The 26,257-nt window shown below is 33.1% G+C and carries 14 protein-coding genes and 1 pseudogene; 1 reads left to right on the forward strand and 14 read right to left on the reverse strand.

Annotated features, from left to right (window positions below; genetic code table 11):
- Nucleotides 1-1,168: 1,168 nt before the first annotated feature.
- The 7 genes from Q4Q47_RS17975 to Q4Q47_RS18005 all read right to left on the reverse strand — a co-directional run bounded on the left by Q4Q47_RS17975 (nt 1,169) and on the right by Q4Q47_RS18005 (nt 17,199).
- Complete coding sequence (locus Q4Q47_RS17975; protein ID WP_303308024.1) at nt 1,169-2,245, reverse strand: glycoside hydrolase family 53 protein; 1,077 nt, start codon at nt 2,243-2,245, stop codon at nt 1,169-1,171.
- Nucleotides 2,242-4,620: a glycoside hydrolase family 2 protein gene (locus Q4Q47_RS17980; protein WP_303308025.1), complete on the reverse strand. Its 2,379-nt coding sequence runs from the start codon at nt 4,618-4,620 to the stop codon at nt 2,242-2,244. The genes Q4Q47_RS17975 and Q4Q47_RS17980 overlap by 4 nt, the downstream gene beginning before the upstream one ends.
- A gap of 48 nt (nt 4,621-4,668) precedes the next feature.
- Nucleotides 4,669-5,337 carry a T9SS type A sorting domain-containing protein gene (locus Q4Q47_RS17985; protein WP_303308026.1) on the reverse strand — a complete coding sequence of 223 codons (669 nt, stop codon included), beginning with the start codon at nt 5,335-5,337 and terminating at the stop codon, nt 4,669-4,671.
- 259 nt (nt 5,338-5,596) lie between these two features.
- Nucleotides 5,597-8,047, reverse strand: coding sequence for a glycoside hydrolase family 53 protein (locus Q4Q47_RS17990; RefSeq protein ID WP_303308027.1), 2,451 nt, complete (start codon nt 8,045-8,047; stop codon nt 5,597-5,599).
- 15 nt (nt 8,048-8,062) lie between these two features.
- Nucleotides 8,063-9,556, reverse strand: coding sequence for a RagB/SusD family nutrient uptake outer membrane protein (locus Q4Q47_RS17995; protein ID WP_303308028.1), 1,494 nt, complete (start codon nt 9,554-9,556; stop codon nt 8,063-8,065).
- 17 nt (nt 9,557-9,573) lie between these two features.
- Complete coding sequence (locus Q4Q47_RS18000; protein WP_303308029.1) at nt 9,574-12,738, reverse strand: SusC/RagA family TonB-linked outer membrane protein; 3,165 nt, start codon at nt 12,736-12,738, stop codon at nt 9,574-9,576.
- Between the two features lie 411 nt (nt 12,739-13,149).
- Nucleotides 13,150-17,199 carry a hybrid sensor histidine kinase/response regulator transcription factor gene (locus Q4Q47_RS18005; protein WP_303308030.1) on the reverse strand — a complete coding sequence of 1,350 codons (4,050 nt, stop codon included), beginning with the start codon at nt 17,197-17,199 and terminating at the stop codon, nt 13,150-13,152.
- A gap of 836 nt (nt 17,200-18,035) precedes the next feature.
- Between Q4Q47_RS18005 and Q4Q47_RS23865 the strand changes: the two are divergent.
- Nucleotides 18,036-18,208: pseudogene (locus Q4Q47_RS23865) on the forward strand (site-specific integrase); the annotation flags it as partial.
- A 14-nt stretch (nt 18,209-18,222) separates the two neighbouring features.
- Here the strand turns inward: Q4Q47_RS23865 and Q4Q47_RS18015 are convergent.
- From Q4Q47_RS18015 to Q4Q47_RS18045, 7 genes are all read right to left on the reverse strand, one after another.
- Nucleotides 18,223-18,537, reverse strand: coding sequence for a hypothetical protein (locus Q4Q47_RS18015; RefSeq protein ID WP_303308031.1), 315 nt, complete (start codon nt 18,535-18,537; stop codon nt 18,223-18,225).
- Nucleotides 18,538-18,542: 5 nt separating this feature from the next.
- Nucleotides 18,543-18,809 (reverse strand): hypothetical protein, encoded by a 267-nt coding sequence (locus Q4Q47_RS18020; RefSeq protein ID WP_303308032.1) that lies wholly within the window; start codon nt 18,807-18,809, stop codon nt 18,543-18,545.
- On the reverse strand, nt 18,802-19,008 hold the full coding sequence (locus Q4Q47_RS18025; RefSeq protein ID WP_303308033.1) for a nucleotidyl transferase AbiEii/AbiGii toxin family protein: 207 nt from the start codon (nt 19,006-19,008) through the stop codon (nt 18,802-18,804). Before Q4Q47_RS18025 ends, Q4Q47_RS18020 begins: the two co-directional genes overlap by 8 nt.
- On the reverse strand, nt 19,001-19,810 hold the full coding sequence (locus tag Q4Q47_RS18030; RefSeq protein ID WP_303308034.1) for a type IV toxin-antitoxin system AbiEi family antitoxin: 810 nt from the start codon (nt 19,808-19,810) through the stop codon (nt 19,001-19,003). Before Q4Q47_RS18030 ends, Q4Q47_RS18025 begins: the two co-directional genes overlap by 8 nt.
- 60 nt (nt 19,811-19,870) lie before the next feature.
- On the reverse strand, nt 19,871-21,553 hold the full coding sequence (locus tag Q4Q47_RS18035; RefSeq protein ID WP_303308035.1) for a glycoside hydrolase family 3 protein: 1,683 nt from the start codon (nt 21,551-21,553) through the stop codon (nt 19,871-19,873).
- A gap of 139 nt (nt 21,554-21,692) precedes the next feature.
- A complete protein-coding gene (locus Q4Q47_RS18040) occupies nt 21,693-23,021 on the reverse strand; it encodes a RagB/SusD family nutrient uptake outer membrane protein (protein WP_303308036.1) in 1,329 nt (442 codons plus the stop codon).
- A gap of 24 nt (nt 23,022-23,045) precedes the next feature.
- Nucleotides 23,046-26,240, reverse strand: a complete 3,195-nt coding sequence (locus Q4Q47_RS18045; RefSeq protein ID WP_303308037.1) for a TonB-dependent receptor plug domain-containing protein — start codon at nt 26,238-26,240, stop codon at nt 23,046-23,048.
- Nucleotides 26,241-26,257: the final 17 nt, after the last annotated feature.

Genomic DNA, 26,257 nt, shown 5'->3' on the forward strand with positions numbered 1-26,257 from the left:
TATCACTTATTGTTTTTGATATTGTTTCTTTATATACTTATTTATTTTAGCACTTTCATCCTTCTTGAACTGAGGAATTAATTTCATGAAAGTTATTTTTTATTAATCTAAAAGGATGGATATTATAGTTAAGGGGAAAGATGAGCCAGATTGGCTCATCTTTATTTTACATTCCAAATCTTCTGCAACTTTATCTATGCCATAAGACGCTCCGCATCCACTTGTTAATAGTCGAGAATTAATAATATTTTGCGTCTTCATATAAATGTTAAATAGTTTAGCTTTCCTCTTCCTTTTATTATTTATAACCACAGTTATTGCTTAATTATTATCACTTATTGTTTTTGATATTGTATTGTTTATTCTGTTAGTTATTTTTAAAATGGTTAGGATCTGTACATTTTAGTTGTTTGTAGGTATTCAACTGTGTACAGGTATAGATTATATTTGGAATAAAGACGAACTTAGGTTCGTCTTTATTATTACTCTTTATATGATTAAACTGACCAATACTTGTGTTATTAATTTCTTATGTGACTGATTACTCTAATTTTAGATTAATTATATTTTCGCATCTTACAACTCCTCCTGATTATATAATTAATAGGTTTTTAACTTTAAAACTTATTATTGAAACTCTTACAATAATTAACACTACTGAAAAGAAAAAAGTTAAAATGGTTATATGGATGGTTTGTTCACATTACGTATACATAAGCACTTTTATCATCATTTACACTGCTCACTTTACCCCCCTATCTAGTAAAGACACTCTTAAGCCCTATAAGCAGGCTTTTTAACAGTAAAAAGTTTATCATCGTAAATATTATTTAATAAATGTTGGTATCTATTGATTTTGCACTTTTCTTAAAATCTGTATCTACTTACTACCGCATCAAATATGGTACAAAAACATACAAAAACAACACCAATCATATGGACAGAAATCCAAATAATAATCTCGGATACATAAAGTAACTCAGCTGTAGTAATAAGCTTTTTTTAATAAAAATGATACAAATTTGGTACAATTAGAATCCAAAACAATTAAACAAGAACAGATTAAAAACAAGATTTGTTTGCCTTTATTAACATGAATGCACAAACTATATCTTTGAAATGAGAACAGTCTATTGATTTATTTTCAACTATAATATTTATGTTTAATTTAATCTCTTGTATATTTATCAAAAACATTAATCACAGGCATTATGTTTCCCTCTGGGTCAAAAAATGTTCTCGATTCAAAACCTCTATTTGGTGCTGCAGGTTCCCACCAAAACACACCTTTCCCTCTGCCATTTGGAACATTTAAAATGATATCATTTACTGCTTCCAAAAATGCTTTTTGACCTTCAGGCGATTCAGAAAAAGGAGCATTTTTATTTATATATTCTTTAGGCCTGTAGTTATATGCTGCCTCTACAACAATGACATCTTTATCATATTCGTTTGAAGCAAAATGTAAACATTCTCGCAAGTCTAATAAGCTACCATGCCACCATGGATAATAGGACTGTCCAATAACATCATATTCAATACTATAGTCTTTAATCTTATCGTAAAAGTATTTTGTAAAAGCTTTATCTCCACCTTTATCAATATGAATCATAATTTTTGGGCAAGGGTTGTTGCCACAACTGGCCTTAACACCATTTATACCAGCTTGCAATAAAGCTGCAAAATTATTCCAATTATCTGGCAACTTCCCAGTAGGCCATAGCATCCCATTACTAATTTCATTTCCTACCTGTACCATGTCTGGATATACATTTTCTTTCCTGAATTCAACCATTGTAGAACGCGTATATTCATAAATTATTTGTTCTAATTCGGCAGGTGATTTTCCTTCCCATGCTTTTGGCAAAAATTGTTTCCCAGGATCTGCCCAGGTATCAGAATAATGATAGTCCAATAAAAATTTAAAGCCTTTACTTTTTGCTTCTTTTGCCAAAGCAATAGTATACTCTAGATTATTGGGTAGTTTATATGTCTCATCTAATTCCGGACTATGAAATAATCTTAAACGGATCCAATTATACCCGTGATCTTTGAATATTTCAATACATTGCTTTGGTTTTCCATTTTCTTTAAAAACGAATCCTTCATCTTCAGCATCTTTCACAAAAGACAAGTCAGCTCCTATAGCATAGTTTTGAGCATATGACGATTGAATTAACGCTAGAAAAAAAATAATTCTAAGAGCACTATTTTTTATAGTTAGATAACTTACTGATTTAATCATTTTTTTATTTTTATTATTATACTATCTATCTTCAATTCTTTAGAAAAGGCCGTTATTTTTATAGCCTCTGACGTACTTCCAACCATTAATAAAATGCTTGCTATACCTGCTTCAGAAACAACAGGGTTATCCCCTATTAGCTTTGCATTTCCTTCAACTTCGAAGGTGATTTTGTTTTTTGCTGAAGGTACATAATTTCCATTTTTGTCAACTATTTTCGCATATACAAAAGCTACGTCATTGTTATTGGCTTGCAGTGGTTTATTAGATTCATCAAAGCTAATTTCTATCTTAGAAGGTTTTCCTGGTGTAACTCTAGAGGATTCAGTAATTAGCTGCCCGTTTACATACCCTTTAGCTGTTAGTGTGCCTCTTTCATATTTTACATCTTTAAAGGTGAAAGGAGGGTGCTTTAAATTAGTCGAATTTCTATCAGTATCTGGCAGTTGCTTGCCTACCAGTTTATTATTCAACCAAAGTTCAATTTCATCACAATTACTATAGATTTTTACATTATTATAGTTGGGGTCATTCCAATAATTTGCAATAAATAATACTGGGTTTTCAATATTTAGTGCTTGCTGACTACTATAAAAGTAATAGGCAAATTTTGGTAATCTAAAAATATCCATTACGCCTGAACTTTCAATGTCTGGCGCATAGCCTCTATTATAATCAAACATTAACCAATTAGCATCTCCTGCTGCCAAATTATATAAATTATCGTTATGAGATTCCTGATAATTAAGTGCTTGTTGTCCTAACCGTTTTTGGCTATCTCCTCTTAACTGTCGTGAGGTACGCTCTTCTTCCTTTAAGTTCTTATATTCGGCCTGATTAAATCCGGCATTTTGTGCATAATATTCCCAATCTCCATATTCCGCAATAAATAATGGCTTATCTTCTGAGTATTCTTTCCAATATTGTGGTGCTTTAGCGTGTTGCCTTGCAGGGATGAACACGTCGTATGCATAATCCATCCAACCACAGGTATATACTTGTTCCCCCGGAAGTTCTTCATGAACAATAGCATGGGCTTTATCCATAAAGACTTTGGTCATTCCAGACTCATTTAAAGAAGCTTCCCAAAGTATTACTGAGGGATGGTTTCGATCCCGGCGAACCAATTGACGGATGTCTTCATAACAATTTTCCTGAAAAGGTTGATCACCAAAAAATTGCCAACCAGATATGGCATCCATTAGTAAAAGCCCTAATTCATCACAGGCATTCATAAATGATTCTGATTGAGGGTAATGTGATAATCGTACAAAATTAAAGCCAGCTTGTTTTATTTTATAAGCATCTCTGTATTGCGCATTATCCGATAAAGCATAACCAATATATGGGTATTCTTGATGTCTGTTGGTGCCTCTTAAATTGTATTTTTCTCCGTTTAAGTAAAAGCCGTTTTTATCAAATTTTATAGAACGAATTCCAAAAGCGGTTTCCGCTTCATCTATAATAGAATTATTTTTTATTAATTCTACTTTTACAGTATATAAATTGGGGGATTCTGGCGACCATAAATTGGGTTTTTCTACATTTATTTCTTTATTGAAGGAGACCGTATTTAAAGAAGTAACTTTTTTTTGTTGACTTAAAGATGATGCTATTAGTGTTTTTGAAGCATCATAGATTGAAATGTTTACGCCTATTGAAGTTTCTGACTTTGATTCATTTATAACATCTGTTTGTACTTTAAGAAGCGCTTTTTCTTTGTTAGATTTTAAAGTTTGAACAAAAATACCACCTCCAGCAACTATGTTAGTTTGGATGGGGTTTGTTATGTGAATCTTATCTTTTATTATCAGCTTAACGTTACGATAGATGCCACTATACCAATTAAAATCTAGTCCTGCCATAGGCTTTCCTGGTGGTACCTGCGGATTATCTTCATTATTTAATCTAATGGCTATGACATTTTCTTTATCAAAATAAATCTTGTCTGAAAGATTAACATAAAAAGGTAAATACCCGCCCTTATGGTGGAAGATCTTTTTTCCATTTAGCCAAATGTCTGCTATCTGCATAGCGCCTTCAAAATACAAGGCTATGTGTTTTCCTTTGTTTTCTGGCTGTATTTTAAACGTCTTTCTGTACCAACAGTTCCCTTGCCACTGCTGTTCGGTTATTATTAAAGGTTCTATATTGGCTGTATGAGGTAGTGATACATTTTGCCATTTGATGCTATCTATTTGGCTTGTATAAAATTTAGTATCGACGATAGTTTTTTGTTTAGTAAACTCCCAATCTTGATTGAAACTTATTGTTAACCTCTTAAAATAAAAATCCTTTTTAGAACAGCATAAAAACAACATTGCTCCAAGAAATAAAAGGGTTTTAAAATATGGCTTATGGTTAAAACGATTCATTTTTATTTAAATTTTAAGCTATTATTTTAATAAATACCTATTTTTTAATTAAAGTTTAACGAACTTCGTTTGCTTTACTTTGATTCCTGAATTAACAGATAAAATATACATCCCTGAGGGTAAATTTGATACATCTATTGAATTGGTGTTCGCTTTGTAAATAGAATAAACAGACTCCCCTAAGAGGTTAATTAATGTTATAGTTTCTATTTTATCATTTGATTTTTGAATCGTGATATGCTTTGTAGCAGGATTAGGATAAACTCTTAATTGATTTATTTGATTCTCTTTTACGCTTAAAGTGCCTTCTGCTACTAAAGTCATAGCTGGATAATCTCCTGCCAGCCATCCTGCCCAACCTTCTGCATTAAGTTCAACTTTTAATTCATAGTATTGCCCCCCGGTTAAATCTGCACTAGGTGTAGTGCTCGAAGGGATAGTAATAACTGATGATGTAGCTACGTCAGTTCCACTAGTACCGACAGGATTAACAAATGCTTCTACTATAGTCGCAGCCCAGTTTCCATCAGAATTTTTTAATTCTAACGCTATATAAATAATATCGTTAACATTTGTTGTTGAGTATTCTATATTAACTATAAAATCGCTGTTTACTTCTGCTGGATTGGTATTTAGGGATGTAACTGCTACTGATTGAGCCATCAAACTGCTTATTGATATTATACTCAATGTTAAGGCTAGTAATGTTTTTTTCATGATTTAAATTTTTAGTGTTAATTATTATTTAGTTCAGCTATTCTTCATTTTAAGAAACATGGAGGTTATTTATTTTACATATACTATATGCTAAGCCCTTATTTTTTTTACCATACGGTTTGTAATGGATTGGTTTTAAACTCTGAAATTCTCTCAAGGGAAGCTTTTATAAGCGCTAAAATTGTTTTAGCTGGTATTATTAGAAAGAGCTATTAAAAGCCCTTTCTAATAAATGCAATCAATCACTTCAGTATTTAATTTATTCTAAGGTTATGGTCTTATCATTGCCATTGATGGTAAGTGTATAAAGGCCTGTTGTACCATTAAATAAAAAATTCTTATCAGCAGCATCTTGCTCAGAAAAATTAGTATCTATAGTATAGCCTTCACCTGCATAAAAGGCGTAGTTATTATTGGTATCCCAAGTGTCAAAAGTTTGGAAAAAACGGAATATACCTCCATTGCTTAAAGCTATTTCGGCAGACCAGATATTTTCAGAACTCTGAGTAAACTCTACGGTATCATCGTTAAAGCCCCAGCCTCCGGGCACGGCATCACCTACTGCCCAAAGGGATGGCAATTTATCATACTCTTCTAAGGTTATTTTTTTATTATTGGCATTAATGGTTAAGGTATAAGCACCGGGAGTACCAATAAATCTAAAGTTTTCATCACCACTACCATCATTTTCAAAATTTGCATCTATCTCAAAGCCTTCATTGGCATAAAAGGCATAGTTATTATTAGTGTCCCATGTTCCAAAGGTTTGAAAAAAACGGAATACACCTGAGTTTAAATCAAGATTAGCAGTCCATATACCTCCAAAGGTTTGCGTGAATTCAATGGTGTCATCATTAAAACCCCAACCGCCAGGTACAGCATCACCTACTGTCCATAATGAGGGAAAAGGTCCTGTTCCCAGCAACGTAATGGTTTTATCATGATCATTTATTTCTAATACATATTCTCCTATGGTTCCTGTAAATCTGAAGTTTTGATCTCCATCTCCTGCATTTTCTAGATTAGCATCGATAGTATAACCTTGATCAGCAAAATAAGCATAATTTAAACCACTTGCCCAGTCGTCTTTTATAGTAAAAAACCTGAAAGTGCCAGGAGACAGATTTACAGTAGCTTTTCTTATTCCGAAAATAGGAGATTCTACCAAGGTAGCGTCGTCAAAACTCCATCCTCCCGGTAAGGTATCTCCTAAAGCATAAAAAGGCTCTGAAATCACAGGTTCTAACACTATAGTTTTTGCATTATGATCTATTTCTAAAGTATAAAGCCCCTCAGTACCTTCAAAAACAAAATTGTCGTCGCCATCACCAACTCCTTTAAGTTTAGCATCTATAGTGTAACCTCTATTAACAAAATATTGGTACCCAATTCCCGAGGTCCAATCGCCTTCAGTTTGAAAAAACCTAAAGTGACCTTCGGCTAAATTAACTTCGATGCTGTTTGATGTTCCATCACATGTAATTTCAATAGCATTATCCCAATTCCATAAAGCATCTGGCACACCATTGCCTAACGCCCAAATACTTGAGCAAGTAATATCTGGCATATAACTATCGTTTAAGGCATTAAGCCCTAAAGTTGGATTTCCATTATTATCAAATAATGTAGCATTATCCCAATGCGATCCAGAATCTGCCCAAAGCGTACCACAACCTGTTGATACCCATGCTGGTTCCCAGTATACGAAACCAAAACCATTGCCTTCCTTTATTTCTCTTTTTAAATCTAAAAGAAACTCTAACTGGCCTTGTTGCGTTGCTGGATATACCGATTTACCTAATATATTATTAGCAACATCTGCATTTTCAGTTGTAAACGGATATGCCGTTTCTACAATCATTACCTTTTTATTGTAACTAGAGCCTAAAGTTACTATGGCATCTGAAACATCTGACACTTGATAATCTGACCATTTTGGGTAATATGACACACCAATCCAATCGTAATTTACTATACCATTTTCATTAGCTTGTTCAAACCACCATAAAGCGTTTTCTGGTTGCGCAATATGTAGCATGATTTGAACTCTTGCCTCATACTTTTTAGAAATGTCTCTTACTGCTTGAATACCCTTATTTAGAAGAAAGGCATTGCGTTCCCAATCAATGTCTACCGCTCCTGCTTCTTTGTTTAAAATATTGCTATTTATTTCGTTACCTATTTGAACAATTTCTGGCAATAACTCTTTTGCAGCTAAATTATTTAAGGTTTCATAGGTATAATTGTATAATCTTTCTCCTAATGCTTCGGTATCATCTACAACATCTAACCAAGCTGAAGGTATTATTTGATTTCCAGGATCTGCCCAAGTATCAGAATAGTGAAAGTCTAACAAAACATCCATACCTTGTTCTTTAGAACTGCTTATGGTTTTCTCTACATCTTCTATATTAGAATATGCTGTCCATTCTGAAGGATCGTTCCATAAGCGAACTCTTACCAGATTATTCCCTGCATTTTTAAATATTTCATATGGATTTGCATTATTTCCCGATAAGTCGTTATAGCTGGCACCGCAATCTAACATTTCGTTTACATATGAAAGGTCAGACCCGTTGTAGAACTTCTGTTCAAAATTATTTTCAAAATTTATATCCGGATTTTCAGTATTTATCACTTCATAGGTTTCACAGCCTATACATACAGTGATAAGTATACTGAAAGCTAAATATGTTATAATGTGTTTCATGTGTTTGTTTTTTGTTTAGTAATCTGGATTTTGCTCAATAATGCCATTACCTTCTAGAATGACATCGGATGGTATTGGAAAAAGAATATGTTTTGAACTGGCACTGGTTGCTCCACGTTCAACAGCTTTCTCAATAAATTTGCCATGGCGAATTAAGTCTTGCCTTCTATGACCTTCGCAAAACAATTCACGTCCTCTTTCATCTAAAATAGCATCTCTAAATTGGTCTTGTGTTAGCCCGCTCCATGATGAAACTCCAGCTCTGTCACGCACCTGATTCACATATTGGTAGGCATCTGATGGGCCTCTTTGTTCATTAATAGCTTCAGCTACTGATAATAATACATCTGCATATCTGTAAATAACCCAATCCACAGAATAACTCGGGCCATTACCTTGTATGCTTGTATATTTAAGTGGGATGGCTCCTCTTAATCCATTATCCCTGTCTACAAACTCGCCACCGCTATTTGTATATTCTGAAATAATGGTATTGGTTCTTAGATCGCCATTCTCAAATTTATCATAAAACTCCCAAGGCATAGAATAACCATACCATCCGCCTCCGCGTTCTATTGATGTAGTTCCTGCTAATCCTTGAGCATACCCTCCAGGAAATAAATGTTGCATAAACCAATTTGGTACTGCATCATTACTTACTATAGCATAGATAAGCTCATTATTACCAGAAGTAATAAATATATCCTCATAACTAGAGTTTAATGTATAGGCCCCTGAATTAACAATGTCTTTCCCTATAGCTTCAGCATTAACCCAGGCTTTTTTATGCATATAGAGTTTTAATAGTAATGTTCTGGCTAATCCTTTTGAAGCTCTACCCCAATCTCCTGTACCGTTGTATTTTTCCGGTAATTCTTCTGTGCTAATAGCATCTAGTAAATCTTGTTCTATAACACCAGTGTATGCATCATCTGACCACCTTGGAGTAATGTCTGTATCACTTAATGTTTCAGGGTCAATTTTTGCATTTACTGGTCCAAAGAAATCGTATAGTATATACATTAGCCATGCACGCAATGTTTTTGCTTCTGCTAAATATCTATTTTTTATTAAATTGTTTACCGACGACTTTTCAATTTTGTCAATAATATCTGTTGCTCTAGCCACATATCTGATTCTGGAATAGGCAGAAGCACCAGTTCCAGAAAATGTAGCTGGACCCCAAGTGAAGTTTAAAATATCAGCGTCCCAATCATTCCAAAGCTCATCAGTAGTTAGCATACTTCTCATTACATAAGTTCGGTTGTTTGCATTATAGAGGTTGGCATACCAAATGCCTACTCCAGGATCTTCTGCACCCCAGTCTATAGAGAAAGAACTATATAATGCTACTAATGCTGCATTAAAATCTTTTTCCGTCTGAAAGAAATTTTCAGGCGTTAAATCACTAAAGACTTTTGATTCTAACTCATCTTCACAGCCCACTGTTAGCATAAAAAGAGCGAATAAGAACGATAAAATTAATACATTTTTAAATCTATTTTTCATAATGTCTTTTTTTTAGTTTAAAATTGAATATCAACTCCTATTGTTGATGATAAGGCTTGAGGGTAGGGATTAGTAGTATCTAACTCTGGATCAAACCCATCATAATCAGTAAATAGGGCTACATTTTGTAAATCCACAAAAAATCGAAGCTTATTAAATGGTAGTTTTGAATCATCTGCTATAGGAAGGTTATACCCTAAATTGATATTCTTGATTCTTAAAAAACTGGTTTTTTTCAATAAGAAATCGGTATTACCCGCTGGATTATTTCCGCTGTAAGGGTTTGAGGCTATTCCAGGTAAAAACCCATTAGGGTTGTCAAAAGACCATATATCTTTTACACTAGTAAGGGTGTTTGAGGGCGTTGAGTTAGATAACCTAAAAGAATTTGGGTACAACCCAAAACCTCTAGGTGCTCCGGCATTACCATAAGCAAAAGCTCTTAATGTGAAGTTTTTGTATCTAAAATTGGTGCCTATACCAAAATTTACTCTTGGTCCCCATGTACCTAACTTAACCACATCTTTTACATCTAAAACACCATCATTATTTTGGTCTATAAATCTAACATTACCAGGGAATGCTCCTGCCATGTAGTTTGGTACTTCTTCTAATGATCTTATAATACCATCGGTTTCCCAACCATAAAAATCACCTAATTGGTCATTTTCACCAACATACTCTGGTAAAGTGACATTAGGGTTACGTTCTACCCATTCTGATCTACTGGTTGTAAAGGTGAAGTTTGTACTCCATTCAAAGTTCTCTGTTAGAACATTAGTTGTATTTAAGGCAACATCAATTCCTCTTGCTCTTGTAGAGCCAACATTTGTAACTACTCTACCTACCGCATTGTTTGATGGTAAAGGGTCAAAATCTATTAAATCCTTTGCCTTTTTTTCATAAAGTTCTACACTTCCACTTACTCTATCATTAAAAAAGCCAAAGTCTAAACCGATATCAATACTAGTGTTGGTTTCCCATTTAAAATCAGGATTTGCTACTTGTGATAGTACAACTCCTGGTTGTACGGTATTACCAAATGTAAACTCGCCACTAATACCGTAAAGTTGAAATGCATTATTTGCCAATACGACATTACCTACTTCTCCATATCCTATTCTAAGCTTTAAATTTGATACTTTGGTGTTTTCTAAAAAGGGCTCTTCGCTAATTCTCCATGCTGCCGATATCCCTGGGAATATACCCCATTTGTTGTTGTCTGAAAAATTACTGGCACCATCTCGTCTTATTACACCGTTAAGAATATATTTCCCATTAATGCTATAGTTAATTCTGGCAAACTGTGAGAGTCTGGTTGTTTCAAACTTAAACGAATTTTGCTTGTTACGTAGCAATTGGTCTGCGATACCTACATTATCTGCACCTAATGCATCTGTAAAAAAGCCAACAGCTTGAAGGCTAAACCCATCGCTTAATGTTTTATAAACACCCGCTCCTAACACCGCTGATAATGTGCTGTTTTTAAAAGATTTCGAATATGAAAAATACGCTTCGCCAGTATATGCATCATTTCTATTGGTAGCTAATTGTGCCACACCATCAGGGAGTTGTGCATTTTCTACTATTGATGGCATAAAGAATTTTCGTGTAGAGGTTGTTCTATCCATACTACCTACCATGGTTAACGACAATTCATCAAATAGTGTAATATCTAGTTTTGGAGTTATTGAAAACCTATTGGTCCTTAAATCATCATCAATTTCCAAAAAGGCAAAAGGATTTGTTATTAATGTGTTATATGTTCTGGAAAAGCTTCCATCTGCTTCTCTTACAGGAATGTTAGGTGCAAATGCATAAGCTGCTTGTAGCATATTAAATTTTTCACTACCTCCAGAATTGGCGCCTGTTGATGCATTGTTACTATTAATTTGACTGAGGTTTGTTTTTAGGTTAAGATTAAATCGTTCTCCCAGTTTTTGGATTATGTTAAATCTAGCAGTATATCTTTGAAAATCTGAATTTTTTAAAATGGCATCACTACCATAATAATTAAAAGAAGAAAATATTTTAGTGTTTTCATTTCCACTACTTATTGAAAGATTATGTTCTTGAATAAAGCCTGATTTAATTAACCCATTTACATAGTCAACACCAGATCCAGCATTATCAATATCGTTTTGAGAAAAGAAAGGCGAGACCCCATTAACTGGTACATTTTGAGCTCCATAAGGCGCGTACTTATTATCAAAAAGGTATTTGTCATAGGCTAACCTGTTATGCTGCCTCATAAAATCTTCAGCATTCAAAAACCCTAGATAATCCTTAGGTGTTTGTACGGTTGTAGATACTCTATAATCTACCGTGGTTTTTCCCACTTTTCCTTTTTTTGTTGTTATAAATATAACGCCATTAGCAGCTGCAGACCCATAGATGGCTGTTGTACTGGCATCTTTAATAACATCAACAGATTCTATATCAGCCGGATTAATAGTTGATAAAGGACTTCTATCTACACCTCCGAAAAAACCAAGATCAGAAGCATCTAAACCTGGTTCTGGAGAATTATTTATAATAGGGACACCATCAACTACATAAAGAGGTTCTCCGCTACCTCTTGGTGATATGTCTGCTCTTATATTAGCACTTACACGGGCTCCAGGTTGTGCGGTACTTAATCCCAGGTTTAAACCAGCAACTCTTCCTTGAAGCATTTGGTCTACGGAGGTATTGGCGGCTTGTTGAATGTCAGCTACTTTAATGTTAGCGACTGAACCAGTTGTTTCTTTAATGCTTGAGGTTCCATATCCAATAACGACAACTTCATCAAGTTGTGCAGTGTCTTCTTCTAAAGTAATAGAGAATGTTTTTTGACCATTTACAGCAACTTCCTTATCTATAAAACCTAAGTAAGAAATTAAAAGTGTAGCATTTTCTGATGAAACGGTCAATGTAAAGTTTCCGTCAAAATCTGATTGTGTTCCATTTGTTGTACCTTTTTCTATAATATTGGCCCCAGGTAATGGTTGTCCGTTATTATCTGCGATTATACCGTTAACCGTATAATTTTGATTTATAATTTTAGGGCTAGTTGTTTTGTTACTGTCTTTGGCTTGAATACTTGATACTGAGAGTAATAATATAAAGGCTGTAAGATTGAGTTTTAAGTTTAGTTTAGAGAAGTTAAATTGTTTTAACCTCCTAGCTTTCGTTTTTTTCATCCGTTTATTTTTATTGTTTTTAACAGGTCAGATGTAACTTGCCATTAAACGTTTTGATTAGTTAATTTTTGTTTTACGGCTCATTTCATACTAATTAGAATAATTTTCCTCAATTATTTTTTTTAAGTTCATTAAAGTTTAGAACCCAATTCGTGTAAAATTCATGTCATATATATTGGTTTAAAGTTGTTTTGCTTTCTTGGTTAATAAAATGACTTATAGAATTATAAAGTGATAAAGGAAACCGATTATAGATCTCCTTTATAAACCAAAATTAAAAAAACTGACTTGTTATTTTTTATTTAGGATAAATCAATTATTAACCCACTGCAAGTAACTTATTGTATGAGACAATAAGGGGTGATGAATTCATTTGCGCAGGGGTAAGAATTCGTTTTTCTTATGAAGGACCTATTGTTTCTGTAGGAAAGATGAAGGGGTTTTGCCAAAACGCTGTTTGAAAAGCTTGCTAAAATACTTCCGGTCGGAATAGCCTACATAATAACACGCATCTGCAACTGTATACCCTTTTTGTATGAGCAGTTGTTTAGCTGTTTTTAGTTTGTAGTCTCTAACATATTCAATCAAAGACAGGTTGGTTAACGATTTTAGTTTTTTATAAATTACAGAATGACTCATACCTAATTCTTGAGAAACAAAATCGGCTTTTAGTGCATCAGAATCTATATGCTTTTCAATTAATTGTCCTAATTTTTGAAGAAACTCCTGATCTGTTTTGTTTTTAGCTAATTCGCTAATAGGCATAATATCTTCAGAGAGAAACCTTTTGTGCAATAACGTTCTGTTTTTTATTAGGTTTTTAATTCTGGTACGAAGTAATAATTCATTAAATGGTTTAGTTACATATTCGTCTGCACCGGTATTAAAGCCTTCCATTTGATTTATTAATGATGCTCTGGCGGTTAACAATACTATGGGAATATGACTGGTTAAAATGTTTGTTTTTAATTCTTGAGTTAATTCAATGCCATTCATAACAGGCATCATAATATCACTTATCATAAGATCTGGTAAATGGGTTCTAGCAATTTCTAAACCTTCTTTCCCATTGTTGGCTTCTAAAATATTGTACTCATCGGAAAGTAACTCTATAATATAGGCTCTAATATCCTTATTGTCTTCAACAATCAATAGTGTTTGTTCTTTAACTATATCAGTGTTTGAAGGCAGATTTTTAGTTTCTTTTTGTTTATCAACCAAATAATTTTCAATGCGTTCTGCATCAGATTCATGTCCTCCTAATTCACTTTCTTTAAAATGATTTTTTCCTTTTTTCAGTACAATTGTAAATGTAGTTCCTAATCCTTTTTTACTTTCAACTTGGATGTCTCCATGGTGCAAGGCTATAATTTCTTTTGAGATGGATAGGCCTAAACCAAAACCAGTGGCTTTAAAACTATTTATTGTTTCAGTTTGGTAGAATCTATTAAAGATCTTTGAAAGTTGTTTTTTAGAAATTCCTATACCTTCATCTTTTAAAATTAATGTAGCATTTTTCTCTGTTTCAGAAAGTGTGAGATTAATAGCCCCTCCTTTTCCTGTAAATTTAAAAGCATTAGATAATAAATTATAAAGCACTTTGTCCATTTGGTTTTTGTCGAACCATAAGGGGGTTTGTAAATTAGAACTATTAAAAGAAAAATCAATATGCTTTTGTTTTGCTATTTCAGAAAAAGACAAATACGTTTCTTCACAAAATTGCACCCAATCTTCTTTTGTTACTTTTAATTGAATTTTGTTATGTTCAAGCTTTCTAAAATCTAACAGTTCATTTACTAAATTCAATAAATGCTTAGCATTCTTTGTTAAGGTATTTACAGGGTTTAGTTGCTTTTCCTCTTTAAAGGTGTTAATCTGTAAAAGCCTATTTATAGACCCTAAAATGAGGGTGACAGGTGTTCTTATTTCATGAGATATATTGGTGAAAAATTGTTGTTTTAAGTTGTATAGCTCAATATCTTTTTCGTGAGTTAATCGTTCTAATTCTAAATTAGATTTCATTTTCTCCCAGGCAATAATATATTTTCGAAATAGGTAGAAAGCAAAAAGGATAAATAAGCCATAAATTAAAAAGGCCCACCATTCCAGCCAAAATGGTTTCAATATATCTACTTTTATAGACGTCGCTTCTTCTCCCCAGTCACTTCCAGAAGTTTTACTTTTTACTTTAAAAATATAGTCACCAGGTGCAAGGTTAGTATAAGTTACTGTTTTGTCTTTGCCAATAGTCCTCCAGTCTTTGTCAAAATTCTCTAATTTAATGGCATAATCACAATTTGCAGAAAAAGGAAATGCCATAGCGGCAAACTCAAATGTAATAACATCCAAATTGTGCTTTAAAGTTAAAGATTCTGCTAGAGTAATGTTCTTTTTTAAAACTTCATTTTCTCCTATTGGTACCTCTTTATTAAAAAGTTTAAAGTTGGTGAGTTTTACTTTTGGGTTTATGTTTTTAGTAAGTATCGTTTTTGGATTAAATCTAACGAGCCCTTTAGAGCCGCCAAAATACAATAGCCCCTTTTCGTCTTTAAAAGCTGCATTTATATGGTACTCTCCAAAAAGCTTTGAGAAACTTTTAAAACTATTTGTATCGTAGTTATAATTAAAAATACCTTGTTTGGTACTAAACCATATTTGGCCATCATTATCTTCTATAATAGACGTTATGGTTTGATATCGAATATTTTCTTTTTTCTCAAAGCGATTAATTTGCCCCGTCTTTTCATTGTATAAATTAAGTCCCTCTCCTGAGGTTCCTATCCATAGGTTTTCTTTTGAATCTTTTAGAATAGTATTGATATAATCACTACTAATTGAATTTGGGTTGTTTTCTGAGTATCTAAATTGTTTAGTCTGCTTTGTTTTAGTATTAAATAAATTAACACCGCCTCCAAAAGTTGCTAACCATAAGGAGTCTCCTTCTTTTTGTATGGAAATGATGTTATTACTGCTTAGAGAAAGCGAGTCTTCCTCTTGCTTTTGAAAGCTATTGAATTCTTTTGTTTTAGTATTTAAGTAATTTAAACCACCTCCCCAAGTTGCAATCCATAAATTATTAGTATCATCTTCAATAACATAACGAACATCATTATAGCTTAGTGATTTAGTGTTTCCTGTTTCGTGTTTATACTGTGTAAAAGCTTCTGTTTTAGGGTTAAAATTAATAAGGCCATTTACAAAAGTCCCTATCCAAAAGGTTTGGTCGCTTCCTTTTTTAATAAATTGAATGTAATCACCTCCAATTGATTTTTTATTATCCTTACTGTAGCGTTTAATACTGGCTTTATCATCCTGTAAAATAGAAAGCCCTTTCCCATCTAAACCTAAAAAACATTGATCTTCATCTTTGTAAATTGATAAAACGGGAGAAGGTGTTTCCCCTCTAAGCGTGCTTGATAAAAAGGTGTAATCATTATTCTCATTTAGAATGTTTACGCCATTCCATGCAGTGCCTATCCATATGTTAGCGTCTCCGTCCTCCATCAAATCATAAATAGCATTACTAGAGATTGAAGATTCTAATTGAGAATTATAGGTGTAATTGTGTACTTGAGCGCTGTTTTCTAATTTAAAAAGGCCGTTCCCATCAGTACCTATCCAAATAGTACCATCTTTTGCTTTTTTTACGCAACGCACAATATTAATACGTTCTTTGGCTTTTAACTCCTTTTTTTCAAATTCTAAAGTATTTAAATCAAATATAAGTAGCCCTTCTCCATTGGTGCCAATTAATATTTTATGGTTGTTCAGGCTTCCTATAGAATGAATAAAATCTGATGAAATATTATTTGATGGTTTTATATATTCAAACACTCCTTTTTCGGGAGCAAATTTATTTAAACCACCTCCGTAGGTGCCAATCCATAAATTTCCATTTATATCTTCATAAATACTTCTAACATCATTATGATTTATTGTCTGGCTGTTATTAGATTGATGTGCATAAGAAGTAAAGGTGTTTTGATTTTCTTTAAAAACAGATAGACCATTTTTTGTTCCTATCCATAGGTTACCTTTAGAGTCTTCAAATATGGTATTTATTTCATTTGAAGCAATAGATTCAGGGCTGTTTATACTACTCTTGTAAGCGGTGAATGTATCTTCTAAAGCATTATATAAATTTAATCCACCTCCTAATGTACCTATCCAAATACGTGATTTACTATCTAAAAACAGGTCTGAAATATCATTAGCATTAAGACTGCTGTTTTGCTTATTATAAACTTTTATGTTATGACCATCATAGCGGTTCAACCCATTATTAGTGCCAATCCAAACAAAGCCATTGGTTTCCTTTATAATGCTACTTACTCTGCCATTAGATAATCCGTTTGATTGATTGATTTTGTTGAATATAGGTTGGGATTGTGAACTAGCAGGAAACGAACCGATTAAAACAACTAGAAAAAAAAATATTATATTTTTAGAATTTAATTTCATTGATTATTTAATCATAGAATAAAGGATCTTTATATAAAAATCATTTCTTCTTCAAAAGTAAATATAAAGGAATTAAGATTAAAAAGTCTAGAGAAATAAAAGGTTTTTGAAGCCTCTTTATCCTTCTACCAAATTGAATAGTAGTAACGGTTCATAACGTAGTCCTTTAATTCTATACCTCTGTAAATATGGATACATTACTTTCCCGATACAATATGTAACTTTCCTTGATACACACTACTTTGGAGGTTACGAGGTGTAAATATGGTGTAATACTTTGTTTTCCTTTGATATTATTTTGGGATCTATGTTATAAATACTTTTTAGTAAAAATGCGAGATCATTACCGAAATCTGGTAATTTTATCGAAACTTTACTAAAGTTGATACGACTTTTTTTTACCTAACACATGAAGGATATTCTCTTGCATCGATAGCTTAATAAAAGCTTGCTCTTATTTTGATTCGCTAAACTTCACCTTCATTGACTTTTATATTCCACTTTATATTTTGAAGTCGGTGTTTCACTTCTAATAATGTTTTTAACACATCCTCCTCTTTAAGTAATTCTCCATAAAACAAATCCCAAATTTATATATGTTCCATTTAAGATATGTCAACTTTTTTGCTTAAAATACTTGACGTATCAAGTAGGCTTAAAATGAATGACACTAAAGAAAAGAACAATTCAAAAAATTTAAATTGCACGTCATCAAAACAAAACGACTATTTTGTTCAGTTAATGATTATGTTCATGTAACATGAACATAATCATTAACTGAACAGTGCTTTAATAAAATCTTATCGTAACCTGTATTAATCCTATGACAAATAAATATGAGTATGCACATTGCCCGACACAGTTTTGGAAATATTTCGGGCGATAAAATCTCTATTCAGATGCTACAAAATTATATCGACATTCTTCCGTTACTGCAACTATAAAGTACCGAGCCAACTTTATTCATAAGGATGTTGATTCGGCTTTGGATAAAGTTATTAATTTCTAATAAACGTATTATTCTTATTCCAGCAGCTTTTTTAGGGCAGTATGGAATGTATTAAACTTCTCTAAATTGTTTGCCTTAAGTTTTGTGAGATTCTGCAATTTCCATTGTACGGCTGGAAATCTTTCAAAATCATAAATACTCCAATCTGGTGTTACGTTGCTGAAACTTATTAAAAACTCCTTGTCTTTAGTTGTTAAACTTTGCTGTATGGTATCAATCAATGTTGCCCTAGTTTTTTCGAAGTTTTCGTAGGTGAAAGGGTCAGAACTCATACCATCAAATTGATTGACCATTGCTTCTCTTTGGTCAATTAAGTTAGGTTGCAACATTTCGTTTAAAGGTCTAATGCTGCGCAAACTTTACCGCCATATAATTGACCCATCGACACTACGAAAATTGAACAAAATGCATCATATTCTTCTTGAGCTTTATCGCATAATGGCAGTTCGACAAGTTCATCCAATATACCTCTGTTTATTTGATTTACTTCCAATTTTATCTGCGCTTTGGGTGTTGTAATTTGTAGTTTTAAAACCTTTTCCTTTAGTGTAATTTCTGCATCAAGCAAAATTTTATCAAGATTGCCTTTTATGTTATCCAAAGCTGCAATAATTTTTTTGAAGAGACGTATCTCTGTCTTCTATTGGAATATAGGTCAAATCAATATCTACAGACAATCTAGGCATATCCCGAATAAACAAGTTAATGGCTGTACCTCCGTGTAGCGCGAAACATTTTTCTTTTGCTACCTCTGGCAATACTTGTAATAATAGGGCGACTTGATTTTTATAATTACTCATATTCTGCTAGTTCTTTTGGGACAGTGATGCCATATTCAGCGATGTAAACGCCATTTTTTACTAGAGAACGTTTTCCTTTTCCAGTATCAATTTTTTCTGCATCTATGTACTTAAACCAATTGTGATTTGATTTTTCAGCCATATATAAAAAAAGCCGTTTTACTTTTATAGAGGTGCATTGCTCCAAAAGTTCTTGAACTTGTTTTGGTCTAAGGTTATTAAGCCCTTCCATTATTTCATAACACTCTACGAGTTTTTGTTTTTTTGGTGCCATATATAAGCATTCCAATAACGCTCTCACGGGATTAGATATTTGTAAACCAAAGTTGCTCTGTTCTAAAGTCTGCAATCCAGCTTTAGAAGGTAGAAAGGAAGTGCTAAAATAACTTACTTTCACACCCCAATCATACTTAGTGAACCACGCAGGTAACTTTTCTTTACTGCCACCACACAATATGATTTGTTGTGTTGATAGTTCCAAATAATGTGCTTTTCCTAATAAAGACAAGGCTGTTTTACCTCCTATATGAACGCCCAATTGAGATTGTTTTTGTAATGCATATATAGCACCTTCATACGTTGGTTCTTCTCCCACACGCATCCAAGCACCTGTTCCTATTGAATAAAGCCAATTACTCTTCTTGTAGCGATTTAACAACTGCGTGGAAAAACCATTTTCTGTTAACCACGAGCTTAAATATACAACTCCAGAAGGTTGAGAATTTAATAATCGGTTTATTTTTTGTCTAAGTAAATGCAACAACTCCCACTGAAAAATGGTTGACTTATATATACAAATCAACCATTTTAAAAACTAAAAAAACGAACTCAAAAATAATAACACTTAAATTCTTCAAATCATTTAATTAATTGGAGTAACGGGAAATTTACCCTTAGCTTCAATTTTTCCGGTAAGTAAGTTAACAACTGCTTTTACATTAGATATGTTAGACCCTATTGCACATATGTAAGCATCAGGTTTAACTAAGTTTGCATCATAGGGGTCTTTTAAAGCCACATTAATAATAGTAGTTCCCACATTTTCTTCTTGTAATTTAGATAGACGTCTACGTTGTTCTTTAAGATCCAAAGACTTTCCTGGCAACGGATAATTTTCACTCACAGCTATAATTATATTTTCGCTTGGAATTTCTTTATCATCAAAATTGTATTCCTTTACATCAAAATTCTCTGCTTTCATTTCTATAACAAAATCGCTGTAAGCATTAGCATAATTAGGTCCTATTCCTTCTGCAATTTTAATAATTTCGTCAACATTTTCTTTAGCCAATTTTACAATTGACACCTTACTATCCTTTGATAAAGGAATGGATTGTTTGTTATCGTAAGCAACAGTCATAGCAGCCTCAGCACAAGAAAGCGCTATTTGTTTGTTTTCAACATTTCCTATAATTTCTTTAGCTTTAATAGGATCTACAGGGAGTTTTTCAGCCAATTTATAACGCTTTTTTAAACTTAATAACCTGTTATATGCTTCATCAATTCTTGACATAGGAATTCTACCATCAATAACTGCTTGCTCTACCACATCCAGCATTCTATTTTGCGATTTTATATAATCCCCTACATCTTCTCCATATCTTTCTTCTGCTAGCATAATCATATCTGCTCCAGCTAAAATTGCCAAAATTGCTGCTTCAGCCGGATCGTAATTTTTTTGAATGGCTTGCATATTAAATGAGTCTGTTATTATTACTCCATTAAAACCAAGCTTTTCTCTCAAATAATTATTAAGTATTATTGGTGAAAGCGTTGCAGGGTTTTCTTTATCAATAGCATCGTATATTATATGGGCCGTCATTACAATATCTGCTCCAGATTCAACAGCCGTTTTAAATGGTAATAGGTCAACAGATTCAATTTCCTTAAGTGATCTCGAGACCTTTGGAATTCCGCTATGTGAATCGGTTGCAGTATTTCCATGCCCTGGAAAATGTTTTGCGGTAGCAATTGTTCCATTTTCATGAAGGCCTTCAATTGCAGCTTTTACTCTATCAGACACATCTGAAGCATTTTCCCCAAATGAACGTGTTCCAATAATTGGGTTTAGAGCATTAGAATTTACATCTGCAACAGGCGATAAGTTACAAAATACGCCAACGGCAGATAATTCTTTTGAAAATACAGAATACATTTTACGAGTATTAATCGGATCTGATGCTCCTAACGCCATGTTTCCTGGCCCCGTAGACGAATAAGGTACCATAACTCCCCATGCACCTTCTTGATCCGCGGCAGTTAAAAGTGGTGTTTTTGATATACCCTCTAAAGCTGCCTTTTGCAAACTATTTAATAAAACGGCTGTCGCTTCTGGCTCACCAAGGTTATCATTACTTAAATAGAGTCCACCAATACCTCTTTCTTTTATTAAAGGAAGCACAACATTAATATCGTTACCTGAAAAGGCTAATAAAAATAATTGCCCCACCTTTTTTCTAACTTCTTCCTTTTGCGGCTTATTATTACAGCTTACTATTACTAGCGATATTGTAATAAGCAAAAAAACTTTAATAAGGTTTTTCATCTTTTTATATTTATTGTTTTTTTTTTACTTACTGTTCTTTATTGATAATTAAACTCATTATTTTTTAAACGAGTTTAGATTTTAACAGACAATGGTCCATTGCCTGTTAAATAATCTAAGACAATTTTATATAGCTTAATTATAAATTAGGGTCAGCTGGCGTATTAGAATTGTTAACTCTTTCAGAAGACGGATAAGGATAAAAATTCCTACTCCGTTCAGTAGAAAAATCACCGTCTGTTGTTGGCCCTTCTCTGTTAAACCTTCTACTATCTTCTAAACTCAATCCTGTTAAATGTAATTCTATCCTTCTGTTCTTATAAATTTCATTTAATAATTCAGTTTCTGTAACACCACCAGTATAAGCTGGTAGGTTTGCGCCAACACCAAAAGCATCAGATGCTCCTGTTTTTGTTCTAATAGCATCTATATCGCTAACGGCATTAACAGTTTGAGCCAATCTCGCATAAGCTTCAGCTCTATTTAATAAGACCTCTCCTGGTAAATAAACAGGAATACTTGCTGTAGGTGAGTTAAAGAATGGTGCATTTGTACCATTTAAAACTGGTAATCCGCTTAAACTGGTAGAAGCATCGCTCGTTAAATAAAACGGTATTCTCTCATCTCCAGCTTCAGGCAATAAACTTGCAGGTAAACCAAAATCTACACGTGGTGCATAGAACAATACTTCGCCTGGTCTTAACATCCCTACATACATCGGATTTTGATTTTGATCATCGTAATTAAATACAGAGGTAGAGTTTAGATCCACATTGTTTGCTGCATTAATAACTTCTTGATAATTACCTAGCATTAAATTATATCTTGATAAATAGGCATAAATACTATTTTCTAAATCAATATTCTGACCTAATAGATTTATGAACTCTTCTGATGGAGGTGTGCTTGATAGTTGTTGAAGTGCCGCTTCAAGTAAATTAACAGCTTCCTGAAGTGCTACAGTTCTATTTACGAACTGAGCATCATTGTTTCTAGAATTAACTAATGGCGCTTCTTCCCAACTTTGCACAATCGTACCTAAAGTAATGGCTCTAAAAAAATTACCCCATGCCATTAACCCAGAGATTGTACCAGCAGGAGCTATTGTTTCTGGGGCAGTTTCCAATAATGTCTCTGCCATTCCTTTTACACGCGTTAAAGAAGAGAATAAGTCTATAACTCTTAAGTTTGTTCCTAGAAGTCCTGTTCCTCCTTTTTCCAATTCTTGATTAGCCACATTAGTTAATACTAAAGAAACTTCACGAGATGACATTGCGGGCACAAATACTGCAAAATCTAATGCTTTAACTGAATATTGTTGCTGAATTCCTATGGCTAATGCAATAAGAGCATCTTTATTATTTAACTCATCCTCACCAGCTGCATTAGGATTAGAATAATCTAAACTACATCCTATAGTAAGTAATAAGAATGTAAACAAAACTATTTTATATATTATATTTTTCATTTTAGTATCTTTTAAAATTTCGAATTAAAAATTAACATTTACACCTAATTCTATAGTTCTTGGTATTGGAACTTCGTTAAAATCCATTCCTCTAAAACCGTTTCTCTGTCCAAAAGAACTCACTTCTGGATCCCATCCGCTATAGTCATCGATTGAAAACAAATTTCTACCCGTTAGCGTTACAGTTATATTGTCAATATTCTCAGATTTTAAATTAAAGTTATAAGCAAGAGATAACTCACGAAGCTTCACAAAAGAGCCATCTTCTACATACCTTTCAAATGTTTGAAATGTTGCTCCATTATAACCTCGTGGCAGTTCTCCTCTTATTTCTTGAGCATCTCTACGTCCGCCTCCAAAAAGATCGGTAAAACTATTTAGTCTATCTGTCCAGTTAAACACATCAAATCCCATAACGGCATCAAACTGAGTTCTTAATCTCCAATTCTTATATCTAATTTCGTTAATTAAAGAACCTGTCCATTCAGGGTTTGGATCACCAATAATCCTTTTATCCGTTGAGGTAATTGGTAAACCGCCAGCATCTGTTGAAATAGCACCATTCGCATCTCTTATAAAATAAGTTCCCGAGAAAACACCAATAGCCTCACCGTTTTGAGCAACTACAGCTTGATCAAAAATGTCCGGTAATATTAATTGACCTCCTTCAATATCATTTACTTCATTCTTGTTTTTACTATAAATTGCAGTTACATCCCAAGAAAAATCTTTTGTTCTAGCAATTTGTCCTTTTAAAAGAATTTCAAAACCTTTATTTGTTAACGTACCAACATTTTCAAGTCTTCTAGAAAATCCTGTTGAAGGAGCAAGTACACGACTAAGTAATAAATCTTCTACCTTCACATCAAACCATGAAAACTCAATTCCCAGTCTACCATCAAAAGTACTTGCATCAAACCCTATCTCAATTTCTTTCTGACGTTCTGGTTTAATATCCAAATTACCCGATTGCGCATCTGGTGCAAATCCTGTTTGTCCTCCTATGGGTACAGGGTTATAATTTGTTAATTTATCAAATGCTGATAATGCCGTAAGATTTCCAGCTTCTCCGTAAGAAGATCTTAATTTAAATACATTGAAAACTTTACCTAAACTTTTCTTCCAAAACGCTTCATCAGACAATAAGTATGAAAAACTTGCCTTTGGATAAAATTGAGTTCTTTCGTTTACTCCAAAAGTTGAAGCTTGATCTAATCTTACTGCTCCTGTTAAGAAAAATCTATCAGAAAAATTAAGCGTTTGCTGAAAATACCCACCTCTTATAGATCTTTCGGATCTTAAATCTGTTCGAGCTATAATACTCCCTCCTGTTGTTGATTGTATAGAAGGGGACAATCTATCTGCCGTATTGGATAAAATTGTTGTTCTTTCATATTGTTGCGTAAAACCTAAACTACTTACAGATTTAATGTTTTCTGTTAAGTCTAATGAATATTGGATATTTAAATCATTATTTAATAACAACGAAGTTTTTTCTGCAGTTCTACTCCACCCTGTTACTTTAGGAAGTATTCCAACAGGTATAAATGCAGTAGCTCTTGATGAACTACCATCATAACCTAGAATATATTCTAAGTTTAAATTTTCACTTAATGAAGCTTCTAATCTTAAACTCCCGATAAACCTATTTGTTTTTTGTCTAAAATCATAATTTTCAATTGCTGCGACTGGGTTTGCAGCTAAAGTAAATCCTAGATTATTAATGTAGCTACCATCTGGTTGTCTATCTGGGTCATAATTAGTATTAAGAAAAGCAAAACCAGTTAAGACCCCAAAAAACTCCCCTGGAGCTAACATACCTCCATTTGGCAATTCTTTACTATCACTTATTGAATAATGAGTGCTTACTGATGCTTTTAGCCAATCATTAATTTTTTCATCAACATTAGCTCTCAAAGTGTACCTTTTAAAATCGGTGTTTTTAATAATTCCACCATTTTTAGAAAAAGAACCAGAAGTATAAAATTGCGTATTATCATCACCACCGCTTATAGATATATTATTATTTGTTCCATAAGCATCTCTAAAGATTCTATCTTGCATTCTAAACCTTTCAACAGGAACCAATACACTACTCCCTGGAGCTTCAAATTGAAATGGTTCTTGGTTTTCTTCAATTTGCTTTCTTAGTTGATTAACTTTAATACTTGATGAAAAAGATATTTTAGTTTCTCCTGAAGCTCCTCTTTTTGTAAAAATCTGAACAACACCATTACTTGCTCTTGAGCCATAAATTGCGGCGGCAGCAGCTCCTTTTATAATTTCTATTCGATCAATATCATTAGTATTTAAATCGACCAAACGATTCTGCGCGTACCCTCCTAATGGTAATAATTCTGTTGAAGAGTTATCTACAATGACACCATCGAGTACATAAAGTGGATCTGAGCTTCCAAAAACTGTACTTGCTCCTCTAAGTGTTACAGAAACACCCCCTGCTGGATTACCAGAATTTTGATTTACTAAAGCACCTGGTAATTTACCAGATAAAGCTGCGGTAACATCTTGCGAACCTGAACTCTTAATAGCGCTACTCTTTATAGATGAAATGGCATTCCCCAACTGTCTTTTTTTTGTTAAAACAGAAGTTCCAGTTATTACCAATTCATCAAGTTGTAAAATATCTTCTTGCATCGATACCTTAATGGATCCTATATTCGCATTGGTTAGAACCATTTCTTTGGTTAAAAATCCAACGTAAGAGAAAACTAAAACATCAGACACCGCTGCTTCTATACTAAATTTTCCGTCAAAATCTGTAGTTGCGCCAATAGACTTTCCTTTTATTAATATAGTTGCTCCTGGTAGAGGTTGACTAAAATTATCAGTAACAAGTCCATTTACCAGCTTTTGTTGAATTTCCTCGCGAGTAGGGTTTGAATTAATAATAGCTTTTTCTTCCTTAATAATTATAGTGTTATCTGTAGAAAGAACAAAGGAGACATTGCTATTAGAAAAAGTTCGCTGTAGCAATTTAGCTATTTGAATCTCACCTTTTTTTAATTGAACTTTAGGCATATCTTTAAATTGCCTTTTATGATAAACAAAATTAAAATCGGTTTGCTTTTTAATAATTTTAAATACCTGATCAATAGTAACTAATTGATCTTTTTCTATTATTACTTTTTTTTGAGAAAACGAGTTTTCTGTGTTCAGACAAAAAACGGTTGTGCACATTAAAAAGATAAATGTTCTCATAATCATTACTAGAAGCC

Source organism: Flavivirga spongiicola (genome assembly GCF_030540825.1).
Classification (GTDB): Bacteria; Bacteroidota; Bacteroidia; order Flavobacteriales; family Flavobacteriaceae; genus Flavivirga; species Flavivirga spongiicola.